The organism is Paraburkholderia fungorum, from assembly GCF_902833645.1.
GTDB lineage: Bacteria > Pseudomonadota > Gammaproteobacteria > Burkholderiales > Burkholderiaceae > Paraburkholderia > Paraburkholderia fungorum.
Window position 1 is genome coordinate 32,928 of sequence record NZ_CADFGE010000006.1, and the last position, 23,986, is coordinate 56,913.

Genomic DNA, 23,986 nt, shown 5'->3' on the forward strand with positions numbered 1-23,986 from the left:
ACTGTCGGAGCGCGCCCGGACGGTCCCGTATGCGACGCAGTGGATGCCAGGCACGCCGCGTGCGAAGGGCCTTAGGAGTTCTGCTGCTGCATGGAAAAACTGCGGCGGCGGATTTTCTGATAGACAACACCTCTGGAGGTATTTGAATGGCTTCGAACGTTATTTCCGTGCTGAACGATCTGGTCGAAACGTCGAAGGACGGCGAGAAAGGCTTTCTCAAGGCCGCCGAGGATGCGCATGACGCGCAACTGAAAACCTTGTTCCAGTCGCGGGCCGCGGACTGCGCGCGCGGCGCGCGTGAACTGCAGGACGCTGTTCAAGCCATGGGCGGCAAGCCTGAAACGCATGGCAGTGTGAGCGGCGCTTTGCATCGCGGCTGGGTCGACGTGAAATCCGCGGTGGCGAATCGCAGCGATTACGACATTCTTGCCGAATGCGAAAAGGGCGAGGACGTGGCGAAGAAGCGCTATCACGACGCGCTCGAGAAGGAGTTGCCGGCGGACGTGCGCGCAATCGTCGAGCGCCAGTATCAGGGCGTGCTGCAAAACCATGACCGCGTGCGCGATCTGCGTGATCAGTACGCTGCGGCCAAGCCTTAATCGGCGGGGCGGGGTTATCGGATGCGATACCCCGCCGTAAGGGTTGAGATGTGCTGCACCGCTTGCCGAATGCCGGATATAAAGCCTTATTTTTGTTCGTCACTGTACTAGGACAATAATGTCTGTGCCGTATTTGGCCTCAATATAGGGGCCATACGGAGTAATGCGCGAACAAATACGCGGAGAAATACGCGTACCAGTAAGGGACCCGGCAAAAACGGAGGCAGCGGTGATCGAGCAGTGGCGGGAAGCCGTGCGCGCGGTGCACGGCGTCGAGTCGAAATATAAACGGCTGGTCAAGGCGATCGCGGGTGACATCGAAAACGCGGCGCTGCCGGCTGGCGCACGCCTGCCGCCGCAGCGCGATGTCGCCGCCGGGCTGGCGATCAGCGTGCAGACGGTTACCAATGCCTATAAGGAACTGGAGCGGCAGGGGTTGATCCGCTGTGAGGTCGGGCGTGGCAGTTTCGTAGCGGCGCGCGTTACCGAAACCATGTCGCGCTATATGCTCGATACAGCCGAACGCTCGGTGGTCGACTTTTCGATTGCACGCATCCTTCATACGGCGGAGCACGACGCCATGTGGCGCAAGGTATGTGCGACGCTCTCGACGCTCGACGATCAGCCATGGATTCGCGCATTCCGGCCGATTGCGGGTTTCGAGCCTCATCGGCAAGCCGGGATTGCGTGGCTGGCGTCGCTGGGCATGCCGGCTTCGGCGGATACGTTACTGGTCACGAACGGTGCCGCGCACGGCATTTTTCTCGCTCTGGCTTCGCTGGTCGGACCGGGCGATACGGTGCTGTGCGAAAGCATCACGGATCATGGCGTGATCGGCTCGGCCAATGTACTTGGCTTTACGCTGAAGGGCCTCGAAATCGACGAGTACGGAATTCACCCCGAGCACTTCGAGGAGATGTGCGATAGCGAGCGCATCACGGCGCTGGTCTGCACGCCTACTTTGAACAACCCCACGGTCGCGCTGATGCCTGACTCACGGCGCCGCGCGATTGCAAAAATCGCCGAGCGCTATGGCGTTTACGTGATCGAGGACGATGTCTACGGTCCCTTGCCCGCCAAGGCCGGCACGCCGATTTCGAGTCTGATTCCCGATCTGTCTTTCTACTGCACGAGTATGACGAAGTCGGTAATGGCCGGTTTGCGAATCGGCTATCTCGCCACGCCGCGGCGACTCGCACTACGCGCTGAAAGCGTGCTGCGCGTGAGCAGCTGGATGGCGAACCCGCCGATGGCCGAGGTGGCCACCCGCTGGATCGTCGACGGGACAGCCGAACGGCTCGTGGAAATACAGCGCGAATGTCTGGGGCGGCGTCAGGCACAGTTGCGGCAAACACTGGGCAGCTACGTACTCGGCGCCCATCCGCAGGCGCTGTCCGCGTGGTTGCGCGTGCCCGACCATTGGCGAACGGATCGCGTGGTGAGAGAACTGCGCAACCGCAATATCGCCGTGACTTCGCCCGATCCATTCATGGTGCGCGACGCGGACAAACCGAATGCAGTGCGCGTGTGTGTGGGCGCTGAAGTGGGTGAAGAGACTTATAAGAGCGCGCTGGAAACCATTCGCGATGTATTCGAGCAGTACCCGCAGGTGCACGACTTCACGTGAAGTCTCCGGCTGGGCTTCTGCCGGCTTCGAAAGCCGCGCATGAAATGAACTAGGACAATAGAAATCGGTTTTTAGAACATTAGACTGGGCTGCATTGAAAAGCGATGCGGCCACACTCAGCGTGACAACGCAGGCGCGGCGGCATTGGAATTGAACCCTTTCGTAGGGCCTGGTTCATGTCCGTTCTGTCGCCAGACGATCTGTCGTTGGCCGATGTCTACCGCGCGCGTCGCCGGATCCAGGGACGTGTCTGTTGCACGCCGCTCGTCGAATCGCCGAGCTTGTCGGCGAGGGCGGGCACGCCGGTATTTCTCAAACTCGAAACCGTGCAGCCGACCGGCAGCTTCAAGCTGCGCGGCGCGACCAATGCACTGGCGCGCCTCGCCGAACAGGGTTGCCGGAAAGTCGTGACCGCTTCGACCGGCAATCATGGCCGCGCGCTCGCGCATGCGGCTCGCGCGCTGGGTATCGCGGCGACGGTCTGCATGTCGGCGCTGGTGCCGGCCAATAAAGTCCAGGCCGTGCGCGCACTCGGCGGCAAAGCGCGGATCGTCGGTAAAAGCCAGGACGAGGCCGAACATGAAGCGTTGCGACTGGTACGCGAAGAAGACTTTGCCTATGTGCCGCCGTTCGACGATCCGCACGTGATTGCCGGGCAGGCAACGATCGGACTTGAAATCGTCGAGGCGTTGCCGGACGTGGCGAACATCGTCGTGCCCCTATCCGGTGGCGGCCTGTTTGCGGGCGTGGCGTTCGCCGCCCGAAGCGCAAATCGCGCGATCGGTCTGAGCGGCGTGACGATGTCGCGTGGTGCCGCGATGCATGCGAGTCTTGCCGCCGGCCACCCGGTGCTGGTGGAAGAAGTCGAAACGCTCGCCGATTCGCTCGGCGGCGGCATCGGGCTCGAAAACCGCTATACGTATGCGCTCACGCGCGATCTGATCGACGAGACCGTGCTGCTCGACGAGGCATCGATTGCTCGCGGCATCGTGCACGCCTACCGGCATGAACGGCTCGTGATAGAAGGCGCGGCGGCGGTGGGGATTGCCGCATTGCTCGACGGCGTATTGGCCGCCGGGCGTCTCAAACGCGGACCGCTCGTGCTCGTCGTAACGGGCGCCAACATCGATATGGATCAGCATCGCCGCATCGTCGATTCCGCTTCGACGCAACCCGACCCCCACGGCATCCTATGACCTCGATCACACTTCTTGGCGAAGCCGAGCTTCGCGAACTCGTGCCGCTCGACCTTGCCGCGATCGACCAGGTGGAAGCCGCTTTTCTCTCGCTCGCCACCGAGGCCGTCGCGATGCCACCCGTCCTGCGGCTGGACCTGCATGCGCACAACGGCGAAGTCGACGTCAAGACGGCGTATCTGCCCTGTTTCGAGAGCTTCGCGATCAAGGTAAGTCCCGGTTTTTTCAACAATCCGTTGCTCGGGTTACCGAGTCTGAATGGGCTGATGCTGGTGTTGTCGGCGAAGACGGGTTTGACTGAAGCGGTGCTGCTCGACAACGGTTATCTGACGGCGGTGCGCACGGCTGCCGCCGGGGCTGTAGCGGCGCGCTGGCTGGCCAGGCCGCGCACGCCGCGAGTGGCGGTGCTGGGCGCGGGCGAGCAGGCGCGTTTGCAGTTGCGAGCGTTGATGCTGGTGCGCCGTGTGGAACATGTGCGCGTATGGGCGCGTGATCCGGACAAGGCGCAGCAGTTCGCAACGGAGATGAGCGCCTCGCTGGGCGTGCAATGCGATGTCGCGCGTGATGTCCACGCGGCGCTCGCCGAAGCGGACGTCGCGATCACCACGACGCCAAGCCGCACACCGTTGATCGAAGTCGCGGACTTGCATGCGGGCCTGCACATCACGGCGATGGGCTCGGACGCTGAGCACAAGAATGAAATCGCGCCGGCCGCGCTGGCTGCGGCGCGTTATGTGTGCGATCGCGCGCAGCAAACGCGTGTGCTGGGGGAACTGCACCACGCGCTGAATGCCGGCTTGATGCACGGCGGCGCCGCGATCGCGGAGCTGGGCCAGGTGATAGCCGAGCAGACCGTGGGCCGCGTCAGCGAAACTGAAGTGACCATTTGCGACCTGACCGGCACCGGCGCGCAGGACACGGCGATCGCGGCGCTTGCGTTGAAGCGGGCGCACGCAGCGGGCGCGGGAACGCTTTTCCGCAACGACGTGCGGGACTGAGAATGGACTATGGAAAGGACTACGGGAGTCAGGCATATGCGGGCATCACCTATTCAGCCGACGGTCGATTTCAATGCCGACGGCGAACAACACGGCTTTCTGCGGCTACCTCATTCGCACGATACATCCGCATGGGGCGCGGAGATGATTCCGGTCACCGTGATCCGCAACGGCGCGGGGCCGACGGCGCTCCTCACCGGCGGCAATCACGGCGACGAATACGAGGGGCCGATCGCATTATCGAAGCTGGCTACGGCCCTGAAGGCCGCAGACGTAAAAGGGCGCGTGATTATCGTGCCGTTCATGAATTTACCCGCATTCCGTGCCGGTACGCGCACGTCGCCGATCGACCGTGGCAATCTGAACCGCAGTTTCCCCGGCAAGCCGGACGGCACGGTTACCGAGAAGATCGCCGACTATTTTCAGCGCTATCTGCTGCCGCTCGCCGATTACGTACTCGATCTTCACGCCGGCGGCCGTACCCTCGACTTCGTGCCGTTCGCCGCGATTCACCTGCTGCCGGATGCCGATCAGCAAGCGAGGTGCGACGCGGCGATGCGCGCGTTCGGCGCACCGTATTCGATGCGGATGCTCGAACTCGATAGTGTCGGCCTGTACGACACAGCCGTCGAAGAAGCAGGCAAGGTGTTTGTGTCGACGGAACTCGGCGGCGGCGGCACGGCCACCGTGCAAAGCGTGGCGGTGGCGGAGCGCGGCGTGCGCGGTTTTCTGCAACAGGCCGGCCTCCTGCGGCCGGACGAAGCCAGGCGTGAGGCCGAGCGCGCCGCCCCACGCACCACGACGCTGCTGGACATGCCAGACGGCACCTGCTTCACGACGAGCGAACACGACGGTTTGCTGGAGTTCTGCAAGAACCTTGGCGAGACGGTTGCATGCGGCGAAGTGATCGCCCGGGTATACGACGCGTCGCGTACCGGCGTCGCACCCGTCGAGTATCTCGCACGCCGCGGCGGCCTGCTTGCGGCCCGGCATTTTCCGGGCCTCGTGCGGATCGGCGACACCGTGGCGGTGGTGGCCGACGTCGTCGAGCGCGGCATACCGGTGACAGTCTGAGCGCGCGATGAAACTCGACCGCTACGATCTGGCAATTTTGCGCATTCTCGTGTGCGATGGCCGCATCACCAAGTCGCGTCTCGCCGAGCAGATCAATCTGTCGATCTCGCCGGCGTGGGAGCGCGTCAAGCGCCTGGAAGAGGACGGTGTGATTCGCGGTTATCGCGCCGATATCGACTGGGCGCGCGCCTTCAAGGGCAGCCGGGTGGTGGTCGAGGTCACTCTGGCGCGCCATACGGCGCACGATATGCGGCGCTTCGAAGAACGCATCGCGACCGCACCGGAAGTCGTGCAATGCCATGCAACGGGCGGCGGCGTCGACTATGTGATGCACGTCATGTCGCGCGATATCGACCACTATCAGCGCTTTATCGATTCGCTGCTGACTGACGAACTGGGTATCGAAAAGTACTTTACCTACATCGTCACGAAGGTGGTGAAGAACCACGCGGAAGATCTGCCGGACTGGGCGGAACATATGATCGATGACGGCGGTTGAAGCGTATCGCGATCCCGCCAGAAAAATGCCACGCCGCGCGGCGAACTCCAGAAAAAACACCAGCTTTGCAGCGCCATAACCAAAAAAACCACAGCGCTGCCGGACGTACAGTGACAGACATACATCGCACACAGGAGGTCGTCATGTTGCTGGGTCATCCGGTCTTATTCAAATCGCTGTGCTACGTCGATGGACGCTGGGTGCACAGCGCGAGCGCCGCGAGCGTCGCCGTGCAGAACCCAGCGGACCAGCGGGTGCTTGGCCACGTACCGATGCTCGACGCCGCGCAGATCACGGAAGCAGTCGATGCGGCGCAGCGTGCCTTCCTGACATGGCGCTGGCTGCCGGTTGCCAAACGCTCGGCGTTGCTGTTGCGCTGGCACGAGTTGATTCTGCGCCATCAGCATGACCTCGCGGCGATTCTGTCGCTCGAACAGGGCAAGCCGCTCGCGGAAGCCCGTGGCGAAATCGCTTATGGCGCGAGTTTTGTCGAATGGTTTGCACACGAAGCACGGCGCCTGAACGGCCGCACGATCCCCACGCATATTGACGGCGCGCACCTGGGTACGGTGATCGAACCGGTTGGGGTGGCTGCCCTGATCACGCCTTGGAATTTTCCCTGCGCGATGATTACGCGCAAGGCAGCCGCCGCGCTTGCCGCGGGTTGCACGGTCGTCGTGAAGCCCGCGCATGAAACTCCGTTCTCCGCACTTGCGCTCGCGCAACTTGCGGAAGAAGCGGGTTTTCCCGCGGGCGTATTCAATGTTGTGCTCGGCGAACCGCAGATGGCGATGGAAACGCTGGTGCGCGATAACCGCGTGCGTTCGGTGAGCTTCACCGGTTCGACGCGTGTCGGTACGCTGGTCATGCAGGCCGTGGCGCAGAGCGGCATCAGGAAGACGGCATTGGAACTCGGCGGCAATGCACCCTTCATCGTGACCGCAGATGCCGAGCTTGAGCAGGCTGTGCGCGTGGCGGTCGCGGCGAAGTTTCAGACGTCGGGTCAGGATTGCTGCGCGGCTAATCGCATCCTGGTTGCCCGGCCGCTGTATGAGGCGTTCGTCGCGCAATACAGCGAGGCTGTGAAAGCGCTGAAAGTTGGCGCCGCATTCGAGGCGGACGTGGATGTCGGCCCGTTGATGCATCAGGCTGCATTCGACACCACGGTGCAGCGCGTTGCCGACGCGAAGGAGAAGGGCGCGCGCATTACCGCCGGTGGCGCGGCCCACGAACGCGGCGGCTGGTTCTTTGAGCCGACCGTGGTCGCGGACGCCACACCCGGCATGCGCATCTACGACGAAGAGAACTTCGCACCGATCTCCGCAGTCGCGCCGTTCGACTCGCTCGAGGAAGCCATCGAGCGCGCGAACGACACCGAATACGGCCTCGCCGCTTATGTCTGCGCAACAGACCTCAACACGGTGTTTCAACTGATCCGCCGTCTCGACTTTGCCATGGTGTCCGTGAATGGCGCGAAATTCACGGGTGCGCCGATTCCATTCGGCGGCATCAAATCATCCGGGCTCGGCCGCGAAGGCGGTGCCGAAGGTTTTGAGCCGTTTGTCGAAACACGTTATTTCTGCCTCGGTCAACTCGGCCTGCCGGTAACCGGGAGCCTTCCTGGCCGTCACATTGTTGCTGCAACGGCCGCCTCAGCGGCCTGAACCGGCCCAATCCATTCATCGCATTCATCGATCACACGAAGGAGCTTCCCATGACCCAACTCGATCAGCTTTTCGACGCCGACCGCGCGCACTTCATGCATCCGTCGACGCACGCTCACGACCACGCGAGCGGGGCGCTGCCCGGCCGTATCGTGACGGGCGCCAAAGGCATCCGCATCGAAGACCATCAGGGCAAGTCGTTTATCGACGCTTTCGCGGGCCTGTATTGCGTGAACATCGGCTATGGCCGCACCGAGGTTGCCGAAGCGATCTACGAACAGGCCAAAAAACTCGCCTATTACCACACGTATGTCGGCCATTCGACGGATACGATCATCGAACTGTCGTCGCGCATTATCGACTGGGCGCCGCCGGGCATGAAGAAGGTGTACTACGGCATGTCTGGTTCGGACGCAAACGAAACGCAGGTCAAGCTCGTCTGGTATTACAACAACGTGAAGGGTCGCCCGAACAGGAAGAAGATCATCTCGCGCCAGCGCGGGTATCACGGTTCAGGCATTGTCACCGGCAGCCTGACCGGTTTGCCCAGCTTCCATCAGAGTTTCGATTTGCCGATCGAGCGCGTCAAGCATACGGTGTGTCCGCACTGGTACCGGCACGCTCCGGCCGGCATGAACGAGACGCAATTTGTCGCGTACTGTGTGGAAGAGCTGGAGCACCTCATTGCGCAGGAAGGCGCGGATACGATCGCTGCGTTCATCGCCGAACCGGTGATGGGCACCGGCGGTATCCTGCCGCCGCCGACGGGTTACTGGCCCGCGATCCAGCAAGTGCTGAAGAAGCACGACATCCTGCTGATCTGCGACGAGGTGGTGTGCGGTTTCGGCCGGCTCGGCTCGAAGATGGGCGCACAGCACTACGGCATCACGCCCGATCTGATCACCGTGGCGAAGGGTTTGACCAGCGCGTACGCACCGCTATCGGGCGTGATCGTCAGTGAAGGCGTATGGAATGTGATCGATAAGGCTTCCCAGGAATTCGGTGCGATGGGGCATGGCTGGACCTATTCCGGTCACCCGATCTGTGCGGCAGCCGCGCTCGCGAACCTCGATATTCTCGAGCGCGAGGACCTCACGCAGAACGCGGCGCAAACCGGTGCGTATCTGCTCGAACAACTGCACGCGGCGTTCGATGCTCATCCGCTGGTCGGCGAGGTGCGTGGCGCGGGCATGCTGGCCGCGCTCGAATTCATGGCCGACAAGGATGGCCGCCAGCCTTTCGATGCCGCGCTGAAGGTCGGCCCGCGAGTCTCCGCTGCGGCGTTGCAGCGCGGCTTGATCGCGCGCGCCATGCCGCACGGCGACATTCTTGGCTTCGCGCCGCCGTTGATCACCACGCGCAGCGACGTCGACGAGATCGTGAAGCTGGCGCGCGCGGCGGTGGATGAAGTCGCATCCCAGGTCCTGGCTCCGGCCACGTCCGCGTAGTGAAGCGCTGCGCCGGTTCGTGTGCCGCTGCGGGTTGGGTGGCAGCGCGGCCGGCGTTCCATTCGATGCAATGATCCGGCCGGGGATAGAAAACAGCGGGGCCAGCGATCGTTCTCTGGCCCCGCTGCCTGGCTGGTGCTTGCCCGTTGCGCGTCCGCGACCGGTCCGTCATTCAATCCGACTATTCAAGCCGGCTGCGCGGGTTCTCCGTAATGCCGGTCCGGAATCACGACGATATTGCCCACGAACCGCTTGGCCATGAATTGCGTTTGCGCTTCATGAAACTTCGACAAAGGATAGGTGGCGGCCAGAATCGGCCTGATCGTGCCGGACTGGATATAGTCGAGCACGCGCCTGAATGCGGCTCGCGTACCCTGCGAAGACCCATTCAGCTGTAGCTGCTTCAAATACATCGTACGCAAGTCAAGCTGGACTACCGGTCCGGCAATGGCGCCGGCCGTCGTGTAACGGCCTTCCGGGCGTAGCACGTTCAGGAGCTTGCCGAACAGTGCGCCGCCGACCAGGTCGGCCACCACATCGATCGGCCGGCCGCCGGTCATCCGTTCCACATCCGCGGCGAAATTCTCGCTGTCGCGAAGCATCGCGCCTTCAGCGCCGAGTGCGAGCACCGCATCTTCCTTGCCCTTGCCGACTACCGCATAGGGAATCGCTCCGCGTGCGCGGCATAGCTGAATGATTCCCGAACCGACGCCACCGGAGGCGCCCGTGATGAGCACCGTTTCGCCGCTTTTCACGGCAGCGCGCTCGAGCATCTGCTCGCCGGTGTGATAGGCGCACCAGAAGGTCGCGAGTTCGGCATCGGAGTAGGCGGAATCGACGCGATGTGCGTTCGCCGCCGGCACCGCCGTGTACTCGGCGTAACCGCCGTCGCGGCCGTGGCCGATGTAGTCGATATCGGCCAGGCTGTCGTCGGCGCGGTTATAGATCGACGCATCCACGATTACGCGTTCGCCGATACGCGCATCGCTCACGCCACGGCCCACGTCGACCACGCGCCCTACGATATCCGCGCCCTGAATTCGCGGGAACGACAGCGTCGAGCGGCCGCGCCGCCAGGTGGAGACAGCGTGTGGATCGTCGTCCGTACCGTACGCGCCCTCGCGCACCCACACGTCGGTATTGTTCAGTCCGCAAGCCGCGACTTCAAGCAATACCTCGCCCGCTTTGCAAACAGGAATCGCCACGTCGTCGCGATAGACGAGTTTGTCGAGGCCGCCGTGAGCGGTCAGCACGACGGCCTTCATGGTCTTCATAAGCATGTTTCCCCTCTGCGATGTCCCCGCACGCGCCGCGGTCGCGGCGGCACAGGGGTGACGGGTTCATGGTTTGACGAACAGCTTGCGGGGTGTATTGCAGAACGTCTCCACGCCGGAATCGGTAATCAGGATGCTTTCGGTGATTTCGAGTCCCCAGTCGTCGAGCCACAGGCCCGGCATGAAGTGAAACGTCATGCCGGGCTGGAGGACCGTCTGGTCCCCCGGGCGCAGGCTCATCGTGCGTTCGCCCCAGTCCGGCGGATAGCTGGCACCGATCGGGTAGCCGCAGCGGCTGTTCTTCTCGATTCCGTACTTGTGCAGCACCGCGAAGAACGCAGCGGCGATATCTTCGCAGGTATTGCCGGGTTTGGCGGCCGCGAGGCCGGCTTCAATGCCTTCCACCACCGCGCGCTCGCCTTCGATGAAATGCCTGGGCGGTGTGCCCAGGTACACGGTGCGCGATTGCGGGCAGTGATAGCGCCTGAAGCAGCCGGCGATTTCGAAGAACGTGCCGGCATCTGTCGCGAAGGGCGTGTCGTCCCAGGTCAGGTGCGGAGCAGCGGCATCGGCACCGGTCGGCAGTAACGGTACGATGGCCGGATAGTCGCCACCGTAGCCGTCGATGCCGGTAATGCCTGCCGAGTAGATTTCAGCGACCAGGTCGTTCTTGCGCATGCCAGGCTCGATCCGTTCGACGATATGCGCATGCATCTTTTCGACGATGCGTGCCGCCACGCGCATGTATTCGATCTCGCGCGGCGATTTCACCGCGCGCTGCCAGTTCACCAGCCCGGTCGCATCCTGCCATCTCGCGTTGGGCAAATGAGCGACCAGCGAACGATAGGCCGCTGCGCTGAAATAATAGTTATCCATTTCCACGCCGATCTTCAGGGCGCCCCAGCCGCGCGCCTCGATCACTTCGCGGGCGAGGTAATCCATCGGATGCCGCTCGGTCGATTGCACGTAATGGTCCGGATAACCGACGATCTGATCATGCTGCATGAACACGGTACGCCTCGCGCCATTGGCGTCCTGGCCGCGGCCAAACCAGACCGGTTCGCCATCCAGCGCCAGCAGCACGCATTGATGGACATAGAAGGACCAGCCGTCGTAACCGGTAAGCCACGCCATGTTGGTCGGATCGGACACGATCAGCAGTTCGATCCCCGCGGCCTGCATCGCTTTACGTGCTTTGCCGATACGGGTGGCATATTCCGCGCGTTCGAAAGGCAGGTGCACAACGGGCGCCCTGGTGCGCGATTCCTGCTGCGTTGTTTCTGACATCTTCCCCTCTCTTTGAGCATGACGTCGTTGAGGAACGTAATGCCTCGCACACGTCATGAGGCATCTACAGGCGTTTCTGGCCGCAGTCTAATGCGGCAGGAAACGGCTTTTAATGTGCTAGTTCAATCTCATCGTGGCGCTGCGCCGAACACGAAATCCGCCGGCGTCGTCAGGTGTGCCGCGTCGCGCCGCGCGCGTAGGTGTTGTCCCTGACTCGCGCACCAGCGTTCCTGGGGCGGCCTTCCGGCGCCGGCCTGCGGCCGGTTCCCGCCGGAAAAAGAATTGTTCTAGAGCAATCGGTTCCCGAATATGGCTTTGTATGCTGGTTTGCATCGTTGTTCTTCCAGCACCGCCGCCGCACCCCATCCAATCAGGGCAGGTATGACGAACGGGAACCGAATCGATATGAACACCGCACGAGTCACCGACATGCTGAGCGCCTCACGCGTCGCCCCGGCGACCCTTCCGTCGGATTTCCCGGCGATGCCTGCTGACGCCGTTGTGGCAAGCCGCGACGCGCGGACGACGAGACCGATGATCAGCATCGATCGCATCACCAAGCGCTACGGCGCGCTGACCGTGCTCGACGAACTGTCGCTCGATGTGATGCCGGGCGAGAAGCTCGCGCTGATTGGCCCGTCGGGTTCCGGCAAGACCACCATCCTGCGCATTCTGATGACGCTCGAATCCATCGACGGCGGCCACATCGAAGTGGATGGCGAACAGTTGTTTCATATGCCGCGCGGCGACCAGATGGTGCCGGCGAACGAGCGGCATCTGCAGAAGATGCGCGAAAAGATCGGCATGGTTTTTCAGCACTTCAATCTGTTTCCGCACAAGAGCGTGCTGGACAACGTCACGCTCGCGCCGATCCTGACCAAAGGGGAGAGCCGCGAATCGGCGCAGAAGCGGGCACTCGAACTACTCGACATGGTTGGGATGGCCGACAAGGCAAAGAGTCGTCCGGCGCAACTGTCCGGCGGCCAGAAGCAACGCGTGGCGATCGCGCGGGCGCTGGCCCTTGCGCCGAGGATCATGTTGTTCGACGAAGTGACGTCGGCGCTCGACCCCGAGCTTGTGGAAGAGGTGCTGAACGTGATGCAGCGGCTCGCCAGGGAAACCGATATGACGATGCTGCTGGTCACCCATGAGATGGGTTTCGCTCACGATTTTGCGGACCGTGTGCTGTTTTTCGACCGCGGGAGGATCGTGGAAGAAGGCAAGCCGGCGGATATTTTCAGCCATCCGGAGCACGAGCGCACACAGGCGTTCCTCCGCAAGATCATCGCCGCCGGTCACCGGATCTGATCTATTCAGGCAACACGCCTTTAACGTTGCACGCCACCAGGCTTTAGGAGCCGACAATCATGAAACTGAAGGGGATTCTGGTCACGGGGACGTTGTCGCTGCTAGCCTTGAGCTGCCTCGCAGTCGCGGCACAGGACAAACTCGCGCAACTCAGGGAGCAGGGGTTCGCACGCATCGCGATCGCCAACGAGCCGCCGTTTACCGCGGTCGGCGCCGACGGCAAGGTGACGGGTGCAGCCCCCGATGTGGCGCGTGCGGTTTTCAGGAAGCTGGGTGTCAACGACATCGTCGCGTCGATCTCCGAATATGGCGCGATGATTCCTGGCCTTGCAGTGGGACGGCATGATGCCATCGCAGCGGGTCTTTTCATGACGCCGCAGCGCTGCGCCGCGGTCGCCTATTCGCAACCGGTGTTGTGCGCGGTCGAGGCGTTTGCGATCAGGAAGGGCAACACCAAAAACATCAAGACCTACGAGGAAATCGCCAAGGATCCTAAGGCGGTGATCGGTGTCGAGGGTGGCACGACCGAGCAGAAACTGGCGACCGCTGCGCAGATTCCGGGCGAGCGCGTCATCATCGTGCCGGACGGCCAGAGCGGCCTGAAGATGCTGCAGGATGGCCGTATCGACGCGTTCGCGCTGCCGCTCCTGTCGATCAGCGATCTGCTTTCGAAAGCGAAAGACAGCAATCTCGAATCGATCGCGCCGGTGCAAGGCACACCCGTGCAATGCGATGGTGTGGCGTTTCGCAAGCAGGACACCGCGCTGCGCGATGCTTTCGACGTCGAACTGAAGAAGATGAAGGAGTCCGGCGAGTTCGCGAAGATCGTCGAGCCGTACGGGTTCTCCGCCAAGGCGGCCATGTCGACGAGCCGCGAAAAACTGTGCGCGGCAACACAGTGAACTTTCCGTGGCGGCGCTGCGCGCGGTCCGGTAGCGCGTAAAACGCCCACTCCATTGTCGACGAGGTGTGTTTATGAGCGACTGGTCCGGTTATCTGCTGCTGATTCTGAAGGGCGCGCAGGCGACGGTCGAGCTTACCGTGATGGGCACCGTACTGGCGCTCGTCATGGCATTCGCCGCCGGACTCGGGCGTTTGTCGCGGTGGTTCGCGGTGCGAGCAATCGCGACCTCGTATATCGAGTTCTTTCGCGGTACGTCGGTATTCGTGCAACTCTTCTGGGCGTATTTCGTATTGCCGATGGCCGGACTCACGCTCACGCCGCTACAGGCCGGCGTACTCGCACTGGGCTTGAACGTAGGCGCCTACGGTGCTGAAGTGGTGCGGGGCGCGATTCTCGCAATTGGCCACGAGCAGAGGAGTGCATGCATTGCATTGAATCTGTCCACGTATCAGCGCATGCGTTACGTGATCCTGCCGCAAGCGCTGCCGCTGATGCTGCCGACTTTCGCTAACAACGCGATCGAGTTGCTCAAGGGCACGGCGGTCGTTTCGCTGATCTCGCTCGGCGACATGACTTTCCAGGCTCAGGTCGTACGTTCGCAAACCGGCAATACCCTGATACCGTTCGCGACGATTCTCGCGCTGTACTTCGCAATGGCTTGCGTGATCACGTTCGGCATGCGCCGGCTCGAACGCCGGATGAGCTTTGGTCTCGACGGGATGAGGAGATAAGCGTATGGAATGGGACTGGAGTTTCGCCCGTGAGATTCTGCCGATCCTGCTACAGGGGTTGAAGATCACCGTGCTCGCCACGTTGCTCGGCGCGGTGGTGGCGGCCGTGATCGGCATGGTGTTCGCGATCCTGCGCCTCTCGCCGAACCGCATGGTGGCGCGTACCACCACGGCGGTGGCAAGCTTCATTCGCGGCACACCGCTGCTGGTGCAACTGTATTTTGTGTTCTACGTGCTGCCCGACGTGGGTATCCGTATGCCGGCGCTTGCGGCCGGTGTGCTGGCACTCGGTGTGCATTACGCGACGTATACGGCTGAAGTCTATCGGAGCGGCATCGAAAACGTGCCGCGCGGACAATGGGAGGCCGCCAAGGCGTGCAACCTGAGTCCGTCGCAGATGTGGCAGCACATTATCCTGCCCGAGGCGGTTCCGCCGATGCTGCCCGCGCTCGCGAACTATCTGATCTCGATGTTCAAGGAAACCCCTTTGCTATCCGCGATCACCGTGCTCGAATTGATGAACGAGGCGAAGATCGTGGCGAACACGGATTACCGGTACCTCGAGCCAATGACGCTGGTCGGTGTGCTGTTCCTGTGCATCAGTCTTGTCGCGGTGATCGGCGTGAGATTGCTCGAAAAACGCTTTCCCGCTCCTGGGCACTAGCCGATGCCGGCCGCTATCCATCCGCTGAACGAAGTGCCGCCTCTGGACGAGCGCGCTTTCGACAAACGCATCGGCCTCGTGATCCTCGCGACCGATCACACAACCGAGCCGGACTTCGCGACGCTCGTCGCGAATCCGCGCATTGGCGTGTATGTAAATCGCGTGCCGTACGCGAATCCGGTGACGCCGGCCAATCTGCGCGCGATGCAGCTTTCGCTTACCGCGTGTGCCGCACTGATCCTGCCTGACGAAACGCTCGACGTGGTGATGTATTCGTGCACGTCGGCGTCCGTGGTGATCGGGGACCCGGAGATCGAACAGGCAATTCATGCAGCGAAGCCTGAAGCACGGGTCGTCACGCCGACGGCTGCCGCGGTCATTGCGTTAAAAGCACTGGGCGCGCGCCGCATCAGCGTGCTGACGCCTTATACCGTCGAAACCAGCCGGCCGATGGCCGAGTACTTTGGCGCGCAGGGATTCGCTATCGACCGCTTCACTTGCATTGGTCTGACCGACGATCGTGAGATGGCGCGAATTTCCCACGACGACATCGTAGCGCTGGCCTCGGTCGCGATGTCATCGGAGTCCGATGCGCTTTTCATTTCCTGCACGGCGGTGCGCGCGGCGGCTGTGATCGCGCGCATCGAGGCGGCGATCGGCAAGGCGGTGGTGAGCAGCAATCTGGCAACGGCCTGGATGTGTCTGCGTTTGTGCGGCGATAGCGAAGCCAGACCGGCGAGGGGGCGTTTGATGACGCTGCCGCTGCCCGTACTTTGAGTCGAACCCGCCGGGCCGGGAAAACCCCAGCGGAATCATCGTCCTAGGACATCGCTGCATCCATGGCCGGCAGGTATTGTGGTTTCAAGGCGGTGCCTCGGTGCGCGCCAATCGATTGGGATTCAGGAGGAAGACAATGAGTTACGTACATCCATGGGATGGCGACGCGCTGCAGCACGGTTCGTCAGGCCTGTTACGGCGCGCGATTGCCGCATCGGCGCTGGGCAATGCGACCGAGTGGTTCGATTACGGGATTTATGCGTACGGCCTGACCTACATATCGGCCGCGCTGTTCCCAGGCAGCACGGCGCAGGCCACGCTGTTCGCACTCGCCACCTTCGCCATTTCTTTTCTGGTTCGTCCGCTTGGCGGATTATTCTGGGGCCCGCTCGGCGATCGACTGGGCCGCAAGCATGTGCTGGCGCTGACGATCATCCTGATGTCGGTGGCGACGCTGCTGGTAGGGCTGGTGCCGTCTTACGCGCAGATTGGCTGGTGGGCGCCGGCGATTCTGATCGTCTTGCGGATGATCCAGGGTTTTTCGACCGGTGGGGAGTATGGCGGCGCGGCGACCTTCATGGCCGAGTATGCACCCGACAAGAGGCGTGGCTTTTGCGGTAGTTTCCTCGAGTTCGCCACGCTTGCCGGTTTCTCGCTTGGCGCTTTCCTGATGCTGGGTTGCTCGGTCGTGCTGGGCAACGCAACGATGCATGCGTGGGGATGGCGCCTGCCGTTCCTGATTGCGGCGCCGCTCGGGATGATCGGCTTCTATCTGCGTTCCCGGCTGGAGGACACGCCTGTGTTCCTCGAGCTGGAGCAATCGATCCACAAGGAACAGCATGCCCGTGTGCCGCTGAAGGCTCTGCTGAGCGGATACTGGAAACCGCTGCTATTGCTGGGCGGGCTGGTGGTGGCCTTGAACGTCGTCAATTATGTGCTGCTGGCTTATATGCCGACCTTCATGCACAAGCAACTGGGCATGAGCGATAACATGTCCTTGCTCGTGCCGCTCCTTGGCATGTTGGCGATGATGGTCTTTCTGCCGTTTGCCGGCACGTTCTCGGATCGAGTCGGCCGCAAGAACGTCTGGTGGTTCTCTCTGATTGGACTCTTTGTAGCGGCCATTCCAATGTTTCTCCTGATGACCCATGGTCTCGCTGGGGCGCTGGCGGGTTTCTGCGTGTTGGGTCTCTTATACGTTCCGCAACTGGCGAGCATCTCGGCCATGTTCCCGGCGATGTTTCCCACCCAGGTGCGCTACGCGGGGATGGCGATTGCCTACAACATCTCGACTTCGATCTTCGGTGGCACCGCGCCGATGGTGAACGAATGGCTCGTCGCGCGCACGGGCAACGCGCTGGTGCCGGCGTACTACATGATGGCCGCGTGTGCGATTGGCGCACTCGCCCTGATTTTCGTGACGGAGACAACCGGCTGTTCGCTGCGCGGCCGGGAGATTCCCGGCACGAAGCAGGGCGCCCGGGTGTCGTCGTAGCGGCAACGATGTAATCCGGCCTGGCGGACCGGCGGGTCCGCCAGACGCATGGCCGGAAACGGAGCCGCGCAGCTTTCATCGGGAACAACGCTTGCTGACCCTGCGTTCGAGCCGGAGCGAATCATCGCCTGGCGCTGCTAACTGCTAACGCAAGGAGTGTTTCCATGGCAGGCAAAACCGGCACCCGTCAGCCCACAACCCCGGCTGACGACCGCAAATCGCAAGATCTCGAACCGTTCCGCGTCCGTCCCGACGGCGCGGCGCTGCGCACCAATCAGGGCGTGAAGATCGCCGACAACCAGAACACCTTGCGCGCCGGTCCGCGCGGTCCGTCTCTGCTCGAAGACTTCATCATGCGTGAAAAGATCACGCATTTCGATCACGAGCGTATTCCCGAGCGCATCGTGCACGCACGCGGTTCCGCCGCCCACGGCGTGTTCCAGGTGTACGAGCCGATGACCGATTACACGAAAGCCGCGTTCCTGCAGAACCCGGCCGAGCAGACCCCGGTCTACGTGCGCTTTTCCACTGTACAGGGGCCGCGTGGCTCGGCGGATACCGTGCGCGACGTGCGCGGTTTCGCGGTGAAGTTTTACACGCAGGAGGGTAATTACGATCTGGTCGGCAACAACATGCCGGTGTTCTTTATTCAGGACGCGATCAAGTTTCCGGATTTCGTACACGCTGTCAAACCGGAAGCGCCCAACGAGATGCCGACCGGCGCTTCCGCGCACGATACGTTCTGGGATTTCGTGTCACTGGTGCCGGAATCCGCGCACATGGTGCTGTGGACCATGTCGGATCGCGCGATTCCACGCAGCTTGCGCACCATGGAGGGCTTTGGCGTTCACACTTTCCGCTTCGTGAATGCGCAAGGCAAGGCGCGCTTCGTCAAGTTTCACTGGCGCCCCGTGCTGGGCTCCTATTCGCTGTTGTGGGATGAAGCGCAGAAGCTCGCCGGCAAGGACCCCGACTTCCATCGGCGCGATCTGTGGGAAGCAATCGAGCGAGGCGATTTCCCTGAATACGAACTCGGCGTGCAGATCGTCGAGGAAGAGGATGAACACAGCTTCGGTTTCGATCTGCTCGATCCGACCAAGCTGATACCGGAAGAGCGCGTCCCGGTAAAAATCATCGGCAAGATGACGCTCAATCGCAATCCTGATAATTTCTTCGCCGAGACCGAACAGGTCGCGTTTCATCCGGGCCATATCGTGCCGGGTATCGACTTCAGCAATGACCCGTTGCTGCAAGGCCGGCTCTTTTCGTACACCGATACGCAGATTAGCCGGCTCGGCGGCCCGAACTTCCACGAGATTCCGATCAACCGGCCGGTGTGCCCGTTTCATAACAACCAGCGCGACGCGATGCATCGCCAGACGATCAATGTCGGACAGGCATCGTATGAGCCGAACTCGGTGAGCGGCGGCTGGCCGAAGGAGACTGATCCGGCGCCGTCCGATGGCGGCTTCGAGAGCTATCAGGAACGTGTCGACGGCGTGAAGATCCGCGTGCGCAGCGAGTCTTTCGCCGATCACTTCTCGCAAGCCGCGCTGTTCTACCGGAGCATGTCGGAGGTCGAGCAGGAGCACATCAGCGCTGCGTATCAGTTCGAACTCGGCAAGGTGACGAAGCCGGAGATTCGCGAGCGCGTGGTGAACGAGATTCTTGCCAACTTCGACGCGGGGCTCGCCGCGAAGGTCGCGGAAGGCTTGGGTTTGCCAGCGCCGAAAAAGGGTAAGGCGCCGCCCGTGTCGGACCCGCAAACTTCGCCGGCGCTGAGCCTGCTCAATCGCGGCAAGCCGGGCATCAAGACTCGCAAGATCGCGCTGCTGGCCGCACCCGGTGCCGACGGCGCGTCGATCAGGAAGCTTCAGCAGGCGCTGCACGGCGAGGGCGCGACGCCGTTGCTGATCGCGCCGAGCCTGGCTGCGATCGACGGTTTGCAGCCGGACGCAACGATTGCCGGAATGCCGTCGATCATGTTCGACGCGGTGATCGTCTGCGGCGGCGAGGCTGGTGCGAAAACACTGGCGCAATCCGGCGACGCGCGACATTTCGTGCTGGAGGCGTTCAAGCATCTGAAAGCGATTGCGGCGCTCGGGGCGGGGCGCGACGTGCTGGCGGCGGCTCAACTGCCGGACCAGGCCGACGGCGTGGAAACCGGCGACGACAGCCAGAGCGCCGAGGTGCTTAAGGCGTTCGTTGCGGCGGCGGAGCAGCACCGCGTGTGGTCGCGCGCGGCGCTGGCGCAAACGGTACCGGCATAACGTAAGGATAGTTAAGGAATTTGCAATGGTGCGGCATAAGGCGGATGTGTCCGACGGCGACTTCGAGATTTTCGCGACCTACCACGGCACGAGCGACGGCCGGTACGTGGGCGGCCTGAGGGTGATCAGAAAGTCCGACCGGAAGATCCTGTTCCCGTTCGAAGGCGCGCCGCAGATCGGACCTTACGCGACGCCGGCGCAGGCACGCGAGGCGGCCGTGGAGTACGGCCGCCATATCATCGCGACAGACCGGGCTTCGCCCGAGACTTAGCGAGACTGCGCAAACGCCGGTTTAAAACCCGTGTCGCACGGAAAGCGTCGCGCCCGTGCTGTGCGAGTGAAGAACCGCAACACGCGCTGTTGCAGAGAAGGCCCAGTCGTTGACCGTCAACGACAGCCTTCGCTGCGGTTGCGCACCGAGCGTCAGGGTCGTGTTCTGTACATCGGCGAGGGAGAGTTGCGGCGCCGTCGACGGGCCCAGAGAGAGATAATTCGACGCCTGGGACGGCGCCTGTTGCGACGCCGGCCGAGGCATTGGTGCGGGCGTTGCGCTGCCAAAGCGGACGTCGTGAGTTATCGGCGTGCTATAGAAATTCTCGACTGGCGCGTAAAAGGGACGGCCTTGGTCCGGCTGATATTCAAAGGCGTAGCGTTGCGGTTCCGGAATGGGGGGAAGGGTTCTTATGGGCATTGGCGCGATGCTCGCCACGGTCATCTCTTCGGGCGAATCGATCGCAAGGTCGCCCGCGAACGCATACCCGCTCAGCAAGAAGATGATTGCGCCGGCAATTCTTTCGCTCAGGCAGCTCATGGCATGCCTCCAATGAAGGAATTGAAACGTCACGCTACTGACACGCCAGGCTTGAACGGAGCGCTTGCTCATTGTCGCTCGCACTCAACTATTGTAGTCAGTCTTTTGCGTATCGCTACCGGTCTCTGCAGTGCCCACCGGTGAGGAACAGCGCTTGCTGTGCTCCAGGGGTGCCGGCGTGCAATCCGTTGCAAACGGCAAATTCCGCGAGCCCGGAGCGGGCTCTTTTTTGCTGGTCTCACAAGGAGCATGAGCATGGAAACCATGTCGGTGGAAGAACGCATCAGGACCCGGGCCTACCATCTGTGGGAGAAGGCGACCGAACCCAGGGGCACGCCTGAGGAGTATTGGGAACAGGCACGCGCCGAGATCGAAGCTGAAGACGCTCAGGCAGACGCGTCGGGCGTGCCCACGGAGCCGCCCGGCACGCTATGAGGGGCGGCGGCAAGTCCGCGCTGGCCCGCTCATACTCCGAACGCGAACATGGCGATCGCGGCGGCGGCCATCACGAGCGCCGCCAGCCAGCCAACAATCCGCGGCGTGCCGCCAATCATGAATTCACCCATCACGCTTGCGACCATTAGCGGATAGGTCAGCAGGACCGTCCGCAGAATATCGTAGCCGGACGCTGCGCCTGCCTGCGAACAGGTAGCAATGCCGCTCGGGTCGTCGTCGGTCGCGCCGGTGGTGATGCCGGGTTAATCGCGTGCTAACTCCCGCACCTGGGCGACCGATAGCCCCACGTGCATTTTCCCGATCAAGCGCGCCGTCGCCGCTTCACGCCCGCACGCGAGCACTGCGGCGACGATGCCGTCCAGTACGTACAGCGCCATGAAGTCCTGCTCGTCGAGTTCGCCGTCGACGACCAGTTCGTCCCATTGTGTCGCGTGACCGAGATACTCGAAGTTCTTGCCGTAGTGATAGGTCCAGAAATACGGCGCGCCGGTATAGCGGTTACGCGCGCCGCACATGTTTTGCGCTGCAATCCGGGCATGCTGCTGCGCGACGCGCCAATGCTCGATGCGCAACGGCTCCTGATTTTCGTGCAGCGGAAACACGGCGACGTCGCCCGCCGCATAGAGGCCAGGCGCGGCCTGCATGCCGGCATTGACAATCACGCCGCCATCCTTGCCTAACGGCAGTCCTTCAATAAAGCCCGTGGCGGGCGACACGCCGGTGCCGATCAGCACGGCGTCCGCAGCGATGCGTGTGCCGTTCTCGAGGACGACTTCTCGCACCGTTTCATCGCCTTCGAATGCCGATACCTGTTGCTTCAGGTGGAAGACCACACCATGGTCTTCATGAAGCCGCTGGAACATCGCGCCGACCCGCTCGCCGAACTGGCGCGTGAAGGGCACCGCTTCCGGCGACACGACGCTCACCGGTGTACCGCGTTGACGTAGCGCGGAGGCCGTTTCCAAGCCGATAAAACTGCTACCGACAATGACGACCTGGGTGGCATCGCTCACCGCCTCGACCAGCGCGAGCGCGTCGTCGAGCGTACGCAATACCTGTACGCCGCGCAGCTCGCGGCCGGGCAGTGGTGCAACTGTCGGCACGCTGCCGGACGCTAACAGCGCGGTGTCGTAAGCTAGCTCCCGGCCATCGGCGAGGCGGATGCGCCGCTTCGGCACGTCGAGGCCGACTATCTCGGCCTGAAGCCGCTCGATGCGTTCGTGCTCGAACCAATCGGGGGGAAGCAGCGGGGGCACGTCGGCGCAGGCCATCTCTCCTGACGGTACGAATTTGCTCAACGATGTCCGGTCATAGGGGACGTGCGCCTCTCGACCGATCATCGTGATGTGGCCGGCAAAACCGCACTCGCGCAATGTCGCGCAGGCGGCCGCGCCCGCGGCGCCCGCGCCGATGATGACGAACGCCGGCGCGTTGCCTGCGGCTTGAGCCGATGCAGTCGAACCGTTGGGCGCAGTCGACGCGGATGAGTCAACGGCCGCGGTCGTGGCCGGCCCCGACAGTTTGTCGGGCGAAACCAGCACATCGTCTCCATCGAGCGCCACCGGATAGCGGTCCAGCGCCATCAACGCCGGTGGTTCGAGCACTTTGCCGGTGGCGACATCGAAGCTGCCTTTATGCCACGGACAAACGATACGGCCCTCGCAGAGCGCGCCCTGTTCGAGCGGACCGCCAGCATGCGGGCAGTTCGCGCCGTAGGCATGCACGGTATCTCCGTCGCGCACCAGCAGAATGGACTCGCCGTCCAGTTCCAGCCGTTGCGCGCGGTCGGCATACAATTGCGCCAGGCGGGCGACTCGTTTTAGCGGGGTTGGCATGATGGGATCCTCGTCGATGCGCGGCCTGCGAGCCACCGCACACTGACACTTAGCAATCGATGTTCCCGCCGCGGACCGCCACAATCATCCACCTTGCATCCAGCAGGACTGAATGGCCGGCAAAACGCCGTGCCGGCCATAGACCAGAGGCACAGGCGGCGCGCACTGTGGTGTTCATCGTTCAAACGCTCTTCATTTGATTCTGCAGATTCTGGAAGGCTGGAACGTTATAGCCCGAACGCCACAGCAGACAGGTATCGACCTGCCCGGCAGGCAGCGTCTTCAGACCGGTTGGAACCCTGGCTAGCTCAAGGACGCTTTTCGGCAGCACCGTGACGCAGGCGCCGGCGGCAACGCACGCGATCATGGCGTGGTAGGAGCCCATTTCCTGGACTTGCCAGCCAGGTGAATCAGGAATGCCGAGCAACTGTTCCGCGATGGCGCGGTACGAGCAACCCTGCGCGAACGCAGCCAGCGACCGCGTTCGGATTGCCCGAGGGGTGTCAGCGGACGCCTCACTGGTGGGGGCCAGCAACAGCAGTTCTTCAAGCCACGCTTTTTCGGCGACCAGACCCATATCCGCCAGTGAGGCGTCATCGCCCGCTGCGGGCGGCAAGGCCAGGAATGCACAGTCCAGCCTCCCGGTGCGGACCTGTTCCAGTAGCTGGCGCGACGGTCCCGTACTCACTTCAAGCCGTGTGGCCGGGTAGCGGGCATGGTACGCAGCGAGCACGGCGGGCAGACGGCTGGCGGCCGTACTTTCCATACAGCCCATGCGCAGGACGCCGCCATCGAGGCCGCCCGTGACGACATTGCGCGCCTCCTCTTCCAACGCCAGCAAACGCCTTGCATAGTCGAGAAAGCGCTCGCCGGCCGTCGACAGGCTGAGCCGCTTACCGCTGCGCACAAAAAGCTCCACGCCTACATCCGCTTCCAGTTGCTGAATCCGCGTGGTCACATTGGACTGCACCCGGCCAAGGCGGCTTGCCGCGCGTGTGATGCTCAGTTCCGCTGCCACGATGCAGAAGATGTTGAGCGACTCCAGGTCCATGTTAATCTCCAAAAGGAA

General features: G+C 62.6%; 22 protein-coding genes and 1 pseudogene. 17 read left to right on the forward strand and 6 right to left on the reverse strand.

Features of this window, described 5'->3' with window-relative positions; translation table 11 throughout:
• Positions 1-146 precede the first annotated feature (146 nt).
• From HWX91_RS19320 to HWX91_RS19355, 8 genes are all read left to right on the forward strand, one after another.
• Positions 147-599 (forward strand): PA2169 family four-helix-bundle protein, encoded by a 453-nt coding sequence (locus HWX91_RS19320; RefSeq protein WP_028198044.1) that lies wholly within the window; start codon positions 147-149, stop codon positions 597-599.
• 229 nt (positions 600-828) lie between these two features.
• Positions 829-2,226: a MocR-like ectoine utilization transcription factor EhuR gene (ehuR, locus tag HWX91_RS19325; RefSeq protein WP_028198045.1), complete on the forward strand. Its 1,398-nt coding sequence runs from the start codon at positions 829-831 to the stop codon at positions 2,224-2,226.
• A 176-nt stretch (positions 2,227-2,402) separates the two neighbouring features.
• Positions 2,403-3,422, forward strand: coding sequence for a hydroxyectoine utilization dehydratase EutB (gene eutB / locus HWX91_RS19330; RefSeq protein WP_028198046.1), 1,020 nt, complete (start codon positions 2,403-2,405; stop codon positions 3,420-3,422).
• Entirely contained in the window at positions 3,419-4,420 is a 1,002-nt protein-coding gene (locus tag HWX91_RS19335) for a cyclodeaminase (protein ID WP_028198047.1), read from the forward strand. Before eutB ends, HWX91_RS19335 begins: the two co-directional genes overlap by 4 nt.
• 36 nt (positions 4,421-4,456) lie before the next feature.
• Positions 4,457-5,494, forward strand: coding sequence for a N(2)-acetyl-L-2,4-diaminobutanoate deacetylase DoeB (gene doeB, locus HWX91_RS19340; protein WP_028198048.1), 1,038 nt, complete (start codon positions 4,457-4,459; stop codon positions 5,492-5,494).
• Between the two features lie 7 nt (positions 5,495-5,501).
• On the forward strand, positions 5,502-5,993 hold the full coding sequence (locus HWX91_RS19345; protein WP_028198049.1) for an Lrp/AsnC family transcriptional regulator: 492 nt from the start codon (positions 5,502-5,504) through the stop codon (positions 5,991-5,993).
• A gap of 143 nt (positions 5,994-6,136) precedes the next feature.
• On the forward strand, positions 6,137-7,657 hold the full coding sequence (locus HWX91_RS19350; protein ID WP_028198050.1) for an NAD-dependent succinate-semialdehyde dehydrogenase: 1,521 nt from the start codon (positions 6,137-6,139) through the stop codon (positions 7,655-7,657).
• A gap of 50 nt (positions 7,658-7,707) precedes the next feature.
• Positions 7,708-9,105 (forward strand): aspartate aminotransferase family protein, encoded by a 1,398-nt coding sequence (locus tag HWX91_RS19355; RefSeq protein ID WP_028198051.1) that lies wholly within the window; start codon positions 7,708-7,710, stop codon positions 9,103-9,105.
• Between the two features lie 185 nt (positions 9,106-9,290).
• On the opposite strand, the gene HWX91_RS19360 is transcribed toward HWX91_RS19355, so the two are convergent.
• Both HWX91_RS19360 and doeA read right to left on the reverse strand, forming a co-directional pair.
• Entirely contained in the window at positions 9,291-10,379 is a 1,089-nt protein-coding gene (locus HWX91_RS19360) for an alcohol dehydrogenase family protein (RefSeq protein ID WP_244144100.1), read from the reverse strand.
• A 66-nt stretch (positions 10,380-10,445) separates the two neighbouring features.
• Positions 10,446-11,666: an ectoine hydrolase DoeA gene (doeA, locus tag HWX91_RS19365; protein ID WP_028198053.1), complete on the reverse strand. Its 1,221-nt coding sequence runs from the start codon at positions 11,664-11,666 to the stop codon at positions 10,446-10,448.
• Between the two features lie 483 nt (positions 11,667-12,149).
• On the opposite strand from doeA, the gene ehuA reads away from it, so the two are divergent.
• The 8 genes from ehuA to HWX91_RS19405 all read left to right on the forward strand — a co-directional run bounded on the left by ehuA (position 12,150) and on the right by HWX91_RS19405 (position 20,086).
• A complete protein-coding gene (ehuA, locus tag HWX91_RS19370) occupies positions 12,150-12,974 on the forward strand; it encodes an ectoine/hydroxyectoine ABC transporter ATP-binding protein EhuA (RefSeq protein ID WP_042275811.1) in 825 nt (274 codons plus the stop codon).
• 59 nt (positions 12,975-13,033) lie between these two features.
• Positions 13,034-13,876, forward strand: a complete 843-nt coding sequence (ehuB, locus tag HWX91_RS19375) for an ectoine/hydroxyectoine ABC transporter substrate-binding protein EhuB (RefSeq protein ID WP_028198055.1) — start codon at positions 13,034-13,036, stop codon at positions 13,874-13,876.
• 73 nt (positions 13,877-13,949) lie between these two features.
• Positions 13,950-14,609: an ectoine/hydroxyectoine ABC transporter permease subunit EhuC gene (gene ehuC, locus HWX91_RS19380; RefSeq protein ID WP_028198056.1), complete on the forward strand. Its 660-nt coding sequence runs from the start codon at positions 13,950-13,952 to the stop codon at positions 14,607-14,609.
• A gap of 4 nt (positions 14,610-14,613) precedes the next feature.
• On the forward strand, positions 14,614-15,273 hold the full coding sequence (gene ehuD / locus HWX91_RS19385) for an ectoine/hydroxyectoine ABC transporter permease subunit EhuD (protein ID WP_028198057.1): 660 nt from the start codon (positions 14,614-14,616) through the stop codon (positions 15,271-15,273).
• Positions 15,274-15,276: 3 nt separating this feature from the next.
• The gene (gene eutA / locus HWX91_RS19390) at positions 15,277-16,050 is read left to right on the forward strand and encodes an ectoine utilization protein EutA (RefSeq protein ID WP_028198058.1); all 774 of its coding nucleotides are present in this window, start codon (positions 15,277-15,279) and stop codon (positions 16,048-16,050) included.
• A gap of 136 nt (positions 16,051-16,186) precedes the next feature.
• The gene (locus HWX91_RS19395) at positions 16,187-17,545 is read left to right on the forward strand and encodes an MFS transporter (protein ID WP_028198059.1); all 1,359 of its coding nucleotides are present in this window, start codon (positions 16,187-16,189) and stop codon (positions 17,543-17,545) included.
• A gap of 164 nt (positions 17,546-17,709) precedes the next feature.
• A complete protein-coding gene (gene katE, locus HWX91_RS19400) occupies positions 17,710-19,815 on the forward strand; it encodes a catalase HPII (protein WP_028198060.1) in 2,106 nt (701 codons plus the stop codon).
• A gap of 25 nt (positions 19,816-19,840) precedes the next feature.
• The gene (locus tag HWX91_RS19405) at positions 19,841-20,086 is read left to right on the forward strand and encodes a DUF6723 family protein (protein WP_028198061.1); all 246 of its coding nucleotides are present in this window, start codon (positions 19,841-19,843) and stop codon (positions 20,084-20,086) included.
• Positions 20,087-20,107: 21 nt separating this feature from the next.
• Here the strand turns inward: HWX91_RS19405 and HWX91_RS19410 are convergent, their stop codons facing one another.
• Complete coding sequence (locus HWX91_RS19410) at positions 20,108-20,698, reverse strand: hypothetical protein (RefSeq protein ID WP_244144101.1); 591 nt, start codon at positions 20,696-20,698, stop codon at positions 20,108-20,110.
• A 177-nt stretch (positions 20,699-20,875) separates the two neighbouring features.
• Here HWX91_RS19410 and HWX91_RS19415 point away from each other — a divergent pair, with 177 nt between their 5' ends.
• On the forward strand, positions 20,876-21,061 hold the full coding sequence (locus HWX91_RS19415) for a DUF2934 domain-containing protein (RefSeq protein ID WP_028198063.1): 186 nt from the start codon (positions 20,876-20,878) through the stop codon (positions 21,059-21,061).
• A 110-nt stretch (positions 21,062-21,171) separates the two neighbouring features.
• On the opposite strand, the pseudogene HWX91_RS41360 reads toward HWX91_RS19415, so the two are convergent.
• The 3 genes and pseudogenes from HWX91_RS41360 to HWX91_RS19425 form a co-directional block, all read right to left on the reverse strand.
• Positions 21,172-21,318 (reverse strand): annotated as a pseudogene (locus HWX91_RS41360) (divalent metal cation transporter); the annotation flags it as partial.
• Positions 21,319-21,324: 6 nt separating this feature from the next.
• Positions 21,325-22,917 (reverse strand): FAD-dependent oxidoreductase, encoded by a 1,593-nt coding sequence (locus HWX91_RS19420; protein WP_028198064.1) that lies wholly within the window; start codon positions 22,915-22,917, stop codon positions 21,325-21,327.
• A gap of 181 nt (positions 22,918-23,098) precedes the next feature.
• The gene (locus HWX91_RS19425) at positions 23,099-23,968 is read right to left on the reverse strand and encodes a LysR substrate-binding domain-containing protein (protein WP_028198065.1); all 870 of its coding nucleotides are present in this window, start codon (positions 23,966-23,968) and stop codon (positions 23,099-23,101) included.
• Between the last annotated feature and the right edge of the window lie 18 nt (positions 23,969-23,986).

Excerpts from the sequence above, each read along its gene's own strand:
- HWX91_RS19320 (WP_028198044.1), top strand. The coding sequence starts at position 147 with ATGGCTTCGAACGTTATTTCCGTGCTGAACGATCTGGTCGAAACGTCG.
- eutB (WP_028198046.1), top strand. The coding sequence starts at position 2,403 with ATGTCCGTTCTGTCGCCAGACGATCTGTCGTTGGCCGATGTCTACCGC.
- HWX91_RS19335 (WP_028198047.1), top strand. The coding sequence starts at position 3,419 with ATGACCTCGATCACACTTCTTGGCGAAGCCGAGCTTCGCGAACTCGTG.
- doeB (WP_028198048.1), top strand. The coding sequence starts at position 4,457 with ATGCGGGCATCACCTATTCAGCCGACGGTCGATTTCAATGCCGACGGC.
- HWX91_RS19345 (WP_028198049.1), top strand. The coding sequence starts at position 5,502 with ATGAAACTCGACCGCTACGATCTGGCAATTTTGCGCATTCTCGTGTGC.
- HWX91_RS19350 (WP_028198050.1), top strand. The coding sequence starts at position 6,137 with ATGTTGCTGGGTCATCCGGTCTTATTCAAATCGCTGTGCTACGTCGAT.
- HWX91_RS19355 (WP_028198051.1), top strand. The coding sequence starts at position 7,708 with ATGACCCAACTCGATCAGCTTTTCGACGCCGACCGCGCGCACTTCATG.
- HWX91_RS19360 (WP_244144100.1), bottom strand. The coding sequence starts at position 10,379 with ATGAAGACCATGAAGGCCGTCGTGCTGACCGCTCACGGCGGCCTCGAC.
- doeA (WP_028198053.1), bottom strand. The coding sequence starts at position 11,666 with ATGTCAGAAACAACGCAGCAGGAATCGCGCACCAGGGCGCCCGTTGTG.
- ehuA (WP_042275811.1), top strand. The coding sequence starts at position 12,150 with ATGCCTGCTGACGCCGTTGTGGCAAGCCGCGACGCGCGGACGACGAGA.
- ehuB (WP_028198055.1), top strand. The coding sequence starts at position 13,034 with ATGAAACTGAAGGGGATTCTGGTCACGGGGACGTTGTCGCTGCTAGCC.
- ehuC (WP_028198056.1), top strand. The coding sequence starts at position 13,950 with ATGAGCGACTGGTCCGGTTATCTGCTGCTGATTCTGAAGGGCGCGCAG.
- ehuD (WP_028198057.1), top strand. The coding sequence starts at position 14,614 with ATGGAATGGGACTGGAGTTTCGCCCGTGAGATTCTGCCGATCCTGCTA.
- eutA (WP_028198058.1), top strand. The coding sequence starts at position 15,277 with ATGCCGGCCGCTATCCATCCGCTGAACGAAGTGCCGCCTCTGGACGAG.
- HWX91_RS19395 (WP_028198059.1), top strand. The coding sequence starts at position 16,187 with ATGAGTTACGTACATCCATGGGATGGCGACGCGCTGCAGCACGGTTCG.
- katE (WP_028198060.1), top strand. The coding sequence starts at position 17,710 with ATGGCAGGCAAAACCGGCACCCGTCAGCCCACAACCCCGGCTGACGAC.
- HWX91_RS19405 (WP_028198061.1), top strand. The coding sequence starts at position 19,841 with ATGGTGCGGCATAAGGCGGATGTGTCCGACGGCGACTTCGAGATTTTC.
- HWX91_RS19410 (WP_244144101.1), bottom strand. The coding sequence starts at position 20,698 with ATGAGCAAGCGCTCCGTTCAAGCCTGGCGTGTCAGTAGCGTGACGTTT.
- HWX91_RS19415 (WP_028198063.1), top strand. The coding sequence starts at position 20,876 with ATGAGCATGGAAACCATGTCGGTGGAAGAACGCATCAGGACCCGGGCC.
- HWX91_RS19420 (WP_028198064.1), bottom strand. The coding sequence starts at position 22,917 with ATGCCAACCCCGCTAAAACGAGTCGCCCGCCTGGCGCAATTGTATGCC.
- HWX91_RS19425 (WP_028198065.1), bottom strand. The coding sequence starts at position 23,968 with ATGGACCTGGAGTCGCTCAACATCTTCTGCATCGTGGCAGCGGAACTG.